Annotated in this window: 7 protein-coding genes and 1 pseudogene; 3 read left to right on the top strand and 5 right to left on the bottom strand. The window is 64.9% G+C overall.

The annotated features are described in order from the left end of the window. Nucleotides 1–46: 46 nt before the first annotated feature. The gene (gene yghU, locus D3872_RS23485) at nt 47–889 is read left to right on the top strand and encodes a glutathione-dependent disulfide-bond oxidoreductase (RefSeq protein ID WP_119813040.1); all 843 of its coding nucleotides are present in this window, start codon (nt 47–49) and stop codon (nt 887–889) included. 16 nt (nt 890–905) lie between these two features. On the opposite strand, the pseudogene D3872_RS23480 reads toward yghU, so the two are convergent. The 4 genes and pseudogenes from D3872_RS23480 to cqsA form a co-directional block, all read right to left on the bottom strand. After that, nucleotides 906–2,434, bottom strand: a pseudogene (locus D3872_RS23480) (acyl CoA:acetate/3-ketoacid CoA transferase); the annotation flags it as partial. Between the two features lie 12 nt (nt 2,435–2,446). Next, nucleotides 2,447–3,763 (bottom strand): DNA recombination protein RmuC, encoded by a 1,317-nt coding sequence (locus D3872_RS23475; RefSeq protein ID WP_119813039.1) that lies wholly within the window; start codon nt 3,761–3,763, stop codon nt 2,447–2,449. A gap of 4 nt (nt 3,764–3,767) precedes the next feature. Further along, nucleotides 3,768–4,157, bottom strand: a complete 390-nt coding sequence (locus D3872_RS23470) for a group II truncated hemoglobin (RefSeq protein WP_119813038.1) — start codon at nt 4,155–4,157, stop codon at nt 3,768–3,770. A 53-nt stretch (nt 4,158–4,210) separates the two neighbouring features. After that, complete coding sequence (gene cqsA / locus D3872_RS23465; RefSeq protein ID WP_119813037.1) at nt 4,211–5,455, bottom strand: alpha-hydroxyketone-type quorum-sensing autoinducer synthase; 1,245 nt, start codon at nt 5,453–5,455, stop codon at nt 4,211–4,213. Nucleotides 5,456–5,640: 185 nt separating this feature from the next. Here cqsA and D3872_RS23460 point away from each other — a divergent pair, with 185 nt between their 5' ends. Continuing rightward, nucleotides 5,641–6,972, top strand: coding sequence for a sensor histidine kinase (locus tag D3872_RS23460; protein WP_119813036.1), 1,332 nt, complete (start codon nt 5,641–5,643; stop codon nt 6,970–6,972). After that, a complete protein-coding gene (locus D3872_RS23455) occupies nt 6,969–7,970 on the top strand; it encodes a response regulator (RefSeq protein ID WP_119813035.1) in 1,002 nt (333 codons plus the stop codon). Before D3872_RS23460 ends, D3872_RS23455 begins: the two co-directional genes overlap by 4 nt. Before the next feature lie 22 nt (nt 7,971–7,992). Here the strand turns inward: D3872_RS23455 and D3872_RS23450 are convergent. Continuing rightward, nucleotides 7,993–8,883 (bottom strand): ABC transporter permease (locus tag D3872_RS23450; RefSeq protein ID WP_119813034.1); only part of this gene is annotated, 891 nt, incomplete at its 5' end.

Here is an 8,883-nt window from a genome sequence, read left to right as displayed (position 1 = left end):
CGTGAGCACCATCAACGTGACGCGCTGTAGCCTAAAGGACATATCGATGACCGATCAATCGAATTACGTGCCACCGAAGGTCTGGACCCCGCCGGCATCGTCCGGCGGCACGTTTGCAAACATCAACCGCCCGGTCGCAGGCCCCACGCACGAGAAGGTCCTCCCTGTCGGCAAACATCCGCTGCAACTGTATTCGCTGGCGACTCCGAACGGCATTAAGGTTACGATCATGCTGGAGGAGCTACTCGCGCTCGGGCATGCGGGCGCCGAGTACGACGCATGGCTAATCCGCATCAACGATGGCGAGCAGTTCTCCACTGGCTTCGTCGAGATCAACCCGAACTCGAAGATTCCGGCACTGGTCGACCATAGTGGCGACAAACCGCTGCGCGTGTTCGAATCAGGCGCGATACTGGTGTACCTGGCCGAGAAGTTCAACGCATTCCTGCCTACGGAAATCGCGGCGCGCACCGAGACGCTGAACTGGCTGTTCTGGCAAATGGGATCGGCGCCATTCCTGGGCGGCGGCTTCGGCCACTTCTATGCCTACGCGCCCGAGAAGCTGGAATATCCGATCGACCGCTACGCCATGGAAGTCAAGCGCCAGCTCGATGTGCTCGACCGCCAGCTGGCCGGAAACCGCTACGTCGCCGGTAGCGAGTACACCATCGCCGACATGGCGATCTGGCCGTGGTACGGCGGCCTGCTGCGCGGGGAAATGTACGAGGCGGCTGAATTCCTGTCGGTCCATGAATACAAGAACGTCAAGCGCTGGACCGACGAGGTGGGAGCGCGCCCTGCGGTCATTCGCGGCCGCAAGGTCAATCGGGTGCGCGGCGATCCTGCCGAACAAGTGCCCGAACGGCACGACGCGTCGGATCTCGACTAAACCCGGTTTAAGACACGAAAACAGCTGGATCCATCTGTTTCAAGTCCGCGCTCAGCGCGGGTTTGAAATCCATTTGTCCCAGCACGTCGCGCTCCAGGTCAATACCGGGTGCGATTTCGATCAGCTCAAGCCCGGTGGCGGTCAGCCGGAACACGCAGCGCTCGGTCACGTACAGGGCGTCCTGCCCGCGCGCATAGGCGTGCTCGCCCGAATAGGTGCGGTGCTCGACGTCATCGACGAACTTGCGCGTGTGGCCTTCGTGCACGATGCGCAGGCGGCCATCTTCCACCGCCACTTCCAGTCCGCCCGCCGTGAACGTCCCGACGAAGACTACCTTCCTCGCATTCTGACTGATATTAATGAAGCCTCCAGCGCCAGCCAGGCGCGAGCCGAACTTGCTGACGTTGAGGTTGCCGAAGCGGTCGGCCTGCGCGAGGCCCAGTACCGCGACATCGAGCCCGCCGCCATCGTAGAAGTCGAACTGGTATGGCTGGTCAATCACCGCGTCGGCATTCACCGACACGCCGAAGTCGAGTCCCGCCGCGGGCATGCCGCCGATGACGCCCGCTTCCGCCGTCAGCGTGATCTTGTCAAGCATGTTGCGTTCGGCCGCGGCCTGCGATACGCCTTCGGGCATGCCGATGCCGAGATTGACGACGTCTCCTTCGCGCAGTTCCATCAATGCGCGGCGTGCGATGATCACGCGTTCGTCCAGCGCCACCGGCTCGATCGAGGACATCGGCACGCGCACGCGGCCGGCGTAGGCTTCGCTGTACTCGGTGGCGAAGGTCTGCATGTGGTACTCGGGCTTTTCGGCGGCCACCACGCAGTCGACCAGGATGCCGGGAATCTTGACCTGGCGCGGGTCGAGCTGCCCGGCCTCGACGACGCGTTCGACCTGGACGATCACCAGTCCGCGCGAATTGTGGGCGGCCATCGCGATGGCGAGCGCTTCGAGCGTCAGGGCTTCCTTCTCCATCGTCACGTTACCGTTCGTGTCGGCGGTGGTGCCGCGAATGATGGCGACGTTCACCGGCTGCGCCTTGTAGAACAGGTATTCCTCGCCGCCGATGGTCATCAGTTCCACCATGTCCTCGCGCGCGCTGGCGTTGATCCTGCCGCCGCCGTAGCGCGGGTCGACGAAGGTGCCGATGCCGACCGACGACAGCAGGCCGGGCTTTCCGGCCGCGGTGTCGCGGAACAACTGGCTGATGACGCCTTGCGGCAGGTTCCAGGCTTCGATCTTGTCGTGGATGGCGAGCGCCTGCAGCTTGGGTACCAGCGCCCAGTGGCCGCCGATCACGCGCTTGACCAGGCCTTCGTGCGCGAGGTGGTTCAGGCCGCGGTCGGCGCCGTCGCCCTGCCCTGCCCTGCTGCGTAGATTAGCGTGAGCTTACGCGGCAGGCCGGTGGAGGTGAAGCGCTGTTCGAGCGCGACGGCGATGTTTTCAGCAAAACCGACGCCCACAAAACCGCCAGTGGCCACGGTGTCGCCATCATGGATACGTTGAACCGCTTCTGCCGCCGTGACGATCTTGTTGCGCATTCCACCTCCATGTTAAGGATTCTCGCTGTCCTCTGTTTCTATCTCCGGTCCAAGCAGCAGTTGCGCCGCTTCGCTCGGCAGCGCCTCCACCGACTTCAGCTTGCGCGCCATCTGGCGGCTGCGCACTTCAGCGTTCTCGATGTTCTTCGCCGCTTTTTCCAGCGTCATCTTGGTCGCGTGAAGCACGTCGCCAAACTTGCCGAACTCCGTCTTCACCGCGCCCAGCACTTCCCACACCTCGGACGAACGCTTCTCCAGCGCCAGCGTACGGAATCCCATCTGCAGGCTGTTGAGGATCGCGGCCAGCGTCGACGGCCCTGCGATCGACACGCGCAGCGAACGCTGAAGGTCGTCGGCCAGCCCCGGACGGCGCATCACTTCCGCATACAGCCCTTCGGTCGGCAGGAACAGGATCGCGAAGTCGGTGGTGTGCGGCGGCGCCAGGTACTTCTCGCAGATCGTCTTCGCTTCGTTGCGCACGGCGCGTTCCAGCTCGCGCCCGAACAGGGCCACGCCCTCCGCATCCGCGCGGTCGGCCGCTTCCACCAGGCGTTCGTATTGTTCCTTCGGGAACTTGGCGTCGATTGGCAGCCACACCGGTGCGCCGCCGTCGACCACGCCCGGCAGCTTGATGGCGAATTCGACGCGCGCATTGGTGCCGGCCACGGTCTCGACGTTCTTTGCATACTGGTCGGAAGTGAGCACCTGCTCCAGCAGCATCTCCAGCTGCACCTCGCCCCAGGTGCCGCGCGTCTTGACGTTGGTGAGCACCCGCTTCAGGTCACCGACCCCCAGCGCCAGCTGCTGCATTTCGCCCAAACCCTGGTGCACCTTCTCCAGCCGTTCCGACACATGACGGAACGATTCGGTCAGGCGCGTCTCCAGCGTGGCGTGCAGCTTTTCATCCACCGTCTTGCGCATTTCTTCGAGGCGCGTGGCGTTGTCGGCCTGGAGATCCTTGATCCTCGCCTCCAGCGTCGCGCGCACTTCCATCATCCGCTGTGCGTGCGATTCGGTCAGCGCGGTGAGCGTGCGCTGCAAGGTGTCGGCGAAACGCTTGAGCGCGACCGCCTGTTCCTCGCGCCCGCTGCTTGCCTGCAGCATGCTTTGCTGGCGCAGGCTGTCGAGCTGCTGGACGGTGGCGCCGTGGTGCTGCGCCAGCGTTCCGCCCAGTTCCTGGCGCGTGGCTTGCGCACTGGCCTGCAGCTCGGCGCGCAGTTCGCGTTCCATCCGTTCGGCGTCGCGCCCGCGGCCGCGCAACAGCAATGCCAGCTGGAGGGCGATGACGATCGCGGCCGCGGCCAGTGTCAACACTTCAAATAGGGTCATGAGCTCAGTCGGCCTTGTTGCGCATCCAGTCGGCGGTCTGGAAGAACGACTCCATCAGCCGCAGGCGCAGCGATTCCTCGATGCCGACGTCTTCCATCGCCCATGCCATCGCGCGCAGCCACTGGTCGCGTTCACTCGAACCGATTGTAAACGGCAGGTGGCGTGCGCGCAGGCGCGGGTGGCCGTACTGCTCGACAAACAGGTCCGGGCCGCCCATCCATCCCGACAGGAACATGAACAGCTTGTCGCGCGAGCTGTTGTTGGGCTTCGGATGCAGCGCGTGGATGCCGGCAAATTCCGGTTCCAGCTCCATCAGGTCGTAAAAACGGTCGACCAGTTCGCGCACGCGCGCCTCGCCGCCGATCACTTCATACAGGGTCTTCGATTCGCTCATGGCCCAATGATAGCGCGGCGGAACGCTGGCGTGTTCCAGCCGGCGCTCTTTTTTCAGACCAGCGTAAGGCGGCGCAGCCTGCGCGTCGACGACCAGTTCTCGATATCGACCTCGGCCCGCATGTCGTCGCAGGCGTCGAGCAGGCGGCCAATGTCGGCTTGCCCGAGCCCGGCATTGAGCGTCAGCCGCACCAGCGAGCGGTTCTTGGCCGTGGCCGGTGCGCAGAACACCGCGCCGTAGATGTCGCGCCGCTCGAGCGCCTTGCGCAGCGCCAGCGTCTTTGGCTCGGGCCCCGCTTCGAGCGCGATGATCTGCTCGGTGCCGTCGCTCACGTTGTAGCCCAGTTCCGCCAGCCCCTCCCTCACTTGCCTGGCGCTGGCGTGCAGCGCCGCGCGGCGGTCGTCGGCGCCGGCGATCAGGTCGAGGGCGGCGTCGAACCACGCCAGCTCGTGCTCGAGCAGGCAGGAACTGAAGATGGCTGGACGCGAGGCGGACAGGAAGTAGCCCTTGAAATGGCTGGAACAGGTGATGAACCCGGCGCGCCCGGCAAAAGCCTTGGCCAGCGACGCGGTGCGGAAGTGGACGCGGTCTTCCAGTCCCATGGCGACCACGATCCCGGCCCCGCGCGGCCCGTGCGTGCCGAGCGAATGCGATTCGTCCACCACCAGGATGGAGCCGCTGCGCTCCGCGATGTCCACGATCTCGTGCAGCGGCGCCACGCTGCCGTTGGTGCTGTACAGGGCGTCGACGACGATGACGCCGCGGCCGTGCTTCGCGACCTGGCGCTCCAGGCTGGCCACATCGTTGTGCAGGAAGGGTACGCCCTCGGCGCGGGCCGACTGCACGCCTTCCCACAGCGAGGCGTGCGCCAGCATGTCAAGGTAGACCGGCACCCCGGGCTCGGCGATGCTCTGGATGAGCCCGACGTTGGCCGCCCACCCGGACTGGGCCAGCACGCCGTCCTCCGATCCCATGTACGCCGCAAACTTCGCTTCGAGCAGGTGCTGGCGGCTGCCTTCCTGCAGGAATACGGACGACATCAGCATCCCGGCCTTGCTGGCCTGCAGGCAGCGCGCCTGCGCGCCGAGCAGCCCGGCGTCGCCCGAGATGCACAGGTAGTCGTTCCCGGCCAGCATGACGGCGCCCTGCCTGGCCGGCGCCCATACGTGCATGTGCTCGCCGCCCAGCAATTGCTGGACGCGGGTGACGTAGTGCTCGTCCATGCGCTTTGTCACGAACGAAGGAAGGCAGTGTTCGGCGTGGGAAAACAGAGTTTGTTGACGTGCGGCAAGCGACATGATTTTTCCTCAGTTAAAAAGATTCATTTTCTATCCTGCATTTTTTACCAACGTGACATCACTACGCACAGTTGAGGTAGATCAAGTGCTTGATTGCAAACCTGCGACAAGATTCGATTTGACAATTATCAATTTGTGCCACATCAAGCTCCCCCGGGGGCGCGGCGCGGGAATGGCGGATCTCAATGCTTCGTTGGACGGACAAGGTAAAGGCCGCGGCAACGCCGGTGGGGCAGGCGACGCTGGACTGGCTGGTGCGGCAGGACAGGCAATACAGCCATGCATCCACGCGCTTCATGCTGCTGGCGTGGGTAGGCTGCATCGGCCTGCCCGCCTACTACCTGGTCTGGACCTACTGGTTTCCCCAGGAATATGAAAGCCTCGCCCTGCGGCTGGTCGGGGTGGCGCTGTGCCTGCCTGCGGTGCTGTCGCGCCAACCCTTCGGGGCGTGGGGAATGCGCGTCTACATCTTTACCGGCGTCACCTACGTGCTGCCCTTCTTTTTCACTTTCATGTACCTGATGAACGGCGGCTCGGCGGTCTGGAGCCAGTCGCTGCTGATCGCGATCATCGTGCTGTTCCACTTCAGCGTGTTGTGGGCGCTAAGTTCGTATGCGGCGGGCACGCTTGCCGCCTGCCTCGCCTTCGCCCTGGCCGGCGATCCGGCCTTCCTGGCCAGCGCCAAGGTGCTCGAGCAGTTGCCGATCTACGCCTTCACCATCCTGGTCGTGTCGGTGGCGAAGGTCGGCCGCCATGTGCTGGCGCAGGAGAAGCTGGCCGGCATGGCGCACGGACTGGCGACCGTGTCGCATGAACTGCGCACCCCGCTGGTGAGCGTGGAAGCGAATGCGCGCGGCATCAACCGCCGCCTGGCGCGCGCGAATCCGCCCACCGACGCCGACTGGCATGCCATGAGCGAGGCGATGGCGCGCATCCAGTTCGAAGTACGCCACATGAACCACATGATCGACCTGTTCCTGCTGTCGGCATCGGCGGTCAACCAGCAGTTGGAGGCGACCGAAAACGTCTCGATGCGCGAGGTGGTCGAAGCGGTGATCCGGCGCTATCCCTTCACCGGCGAAGCGCAGCGCGGCGCGGTCAAGGTCGATGTGCGCGCCGACTTCACGTTTGCGGGCAAGTACGAGCTGGCCGTGGTGGTGCTGCTTAACCTCCTGCGCAATGCGCTCAAGGCGCTGCACCGCGCCGGCAAGGGGCGCGTGCGGATCGTCATCGACGGCGCGCGCCCGACCCCGCGGCTGCTGTTCATCGACACCGGCTGCGGCGTGCCCGCCACCCGGCTGTCAATGATCTTCGACCGCTTCTACTCCTATCCTCCCAGCTCCGGCTCCGGCATCGGGCTGGCGCTGTGCAAGGAAATCATCCAGGCATGGCATGCCAGCATCCGCGTCGTTTCGCGCGAGCTGGCCTACACCGTGTTCGTGCTCGAATTCCCCAAGGTCAAACTGGCTGTCCCCTCAGTCACGCTGGCCGCCCTACCTCTACGGTCCCCCCCATGAACCTCCCCATTTACCAGCACCCGAGCCTGACCGTCCTGATCGACGACAGCGACAACTTCCTGAGAAGCCTGTCGTTCCAGCTCGACCCCACCCTTGCCAGCAAGGCCTTCCACGACACGCGCAGCGCGCTGCACTGGCTGCGCCAGCAAAGCGGGCCATGCACGGGGGCGGAACGGACCCTGTCGGCCAGCTTCGATGCCTATCCGCGCGAGGTCCCGCAGTACGGCGTGGCGCTCGACCTCGAGCAGATCCACCGCATCAGTTTCCAGAGGAAGCGCTTCCTGACACCGTCGGTGGTGGTGGTCGACTACCTGATGCCGCAGATGAACGGCATCGAACTGTGCGAGGCGATTCGCGACCTGCCTTGCAAGAAGATCCTGTTCACCGGTGTGGCGGACGAGCGGGTAGCGGTGGATGCCTTCAACCGCGGGCTGATCGACCGCTACATCAAGAAAAGCGACGAGAATGCGCTGGACCGGCTCGAGCGCGAGATCGAGACGCTGCAGCGCGACTTCTTCACGGCGCGCTCGGAACCGCTGCGCGATTTGCTGGCACTGCACAGCTACAGCTTCGTGTCCGACCCGGCGGTTGCCACGCTGGTGCGCGAGCTGGTGGCGGAGCGCGGCATCGTCGAGCATTACCTGTACCAGAATCCGGCCGGGCTGCTGATGTACGACACGGCCGGCAAGCCGCTGCTGCTTGTGATGGAGACCGAGGCGGGCATGAACGCGCACTACGAGATCGCGAACGACAACAACGCGCCGCAGTCGCTGCTGGACGCGCTGCAGGAGCGCAGGGTGATTCCGTATTTCCGCGATGGGGACGGGATGTACACGGCGGCGTACAGGAACACCTGGCACCGCTACATTGAAGCGGCCCAGGTGTGCCGGGGAGAACAGACGTATTTTTGGGCGCTGTTTGAACTGAGCGCGGACCAGCTGCCGGGGGAGGCGCTGTCGTACAACGACTTCCTGCGGAATCACCAGGTGACGTACTAAGCCGTCACCCGTTCCCTCGCCGTCAAGCCTCGCGCAGCGTCTGCAGCGGCGGCTGCCTGAGCACATTGCGCAGCCCAAGCCAGCCACCGACAATCGCGCACACCGCTCCCACCACGATCCCCGCCAGCCACACGGTCGGCGTGAAGGTCCACGCGAACTTGAACTGGTAGGTCGCCAGTGCCCAGCCCAGCGCCGCCGCGCCGGTGGCCGCCAGCAGCCCCGCCAGCCCGCCGACCAGCGAAAACTCGATCCACTGCGCCTGCGACAGCTGACGGCGCGTCGCGCCCAGCGCGCGCAGCAGCCCGGCCTCGCGGGTGCGTTCATCCTGCGACCCCATCAGCGCCGCATACAGCACCAGCACGCCCGACGCCAGCGTGAACATGAACAGGAACTCCACCGCCACCACCACCTGGTCCACCACTTCCTGGATCTGGCGCAGGATGCCGCTGACGTCTACCACCGTCAGGTTGGGGAATTCGCGCGCCAGCGAATTGCCAAGCTGCGCGCCGTCGCCCGGCAGGTGGAAGGCCGTCATGTAGGTCTGCGCGGCCGTCGCCATCGCCGCGGGATTGATGATGACGAAGAAGTTGGCCCGCATCGAGCCCCATTCCAGCTTGCGCGTGCTGGTCACCTTGACGTCGACATCCAGCCCGCCGATGTTGAAGCGCAGCGTGTCGCCCAGGTTCAGCCTGAGCGTCTTGGCGATGCCCTGCTCCACCGATGCCTCCGCCACGCCCGGCCCGTCGGTGAACCACTTGCCGGCCACGATCTCGTTGGTGGCCGGGATGTCGTTCATGGTCGACAGGTTGAACTCGCGGTCCGACAAGCGGCGCGCATCGTCGCTGTCGTAGGTGTCGCGCGTGACAGGAGTGCCGTTCACCTGCGTCAACCGCCCGCGGATCATCGGGAACAG

The sequence above is a fragment of the Massilia cavernae genome (genome assembly GCF_003590855.1).
In the GTDB taxonomy this organism is placed as follows: domain Bacteria; phylum Pseudomonadota; class Gammaproteobacteria; order Burkholderiales; family Burkholderiaceae_D; genus Telluria_A; species Telluria_A cavernae.
Note: the sequence above shows the minus strand (reverse complement) of the source record. Positions and strands in the feature narration are given on the sequence as shown.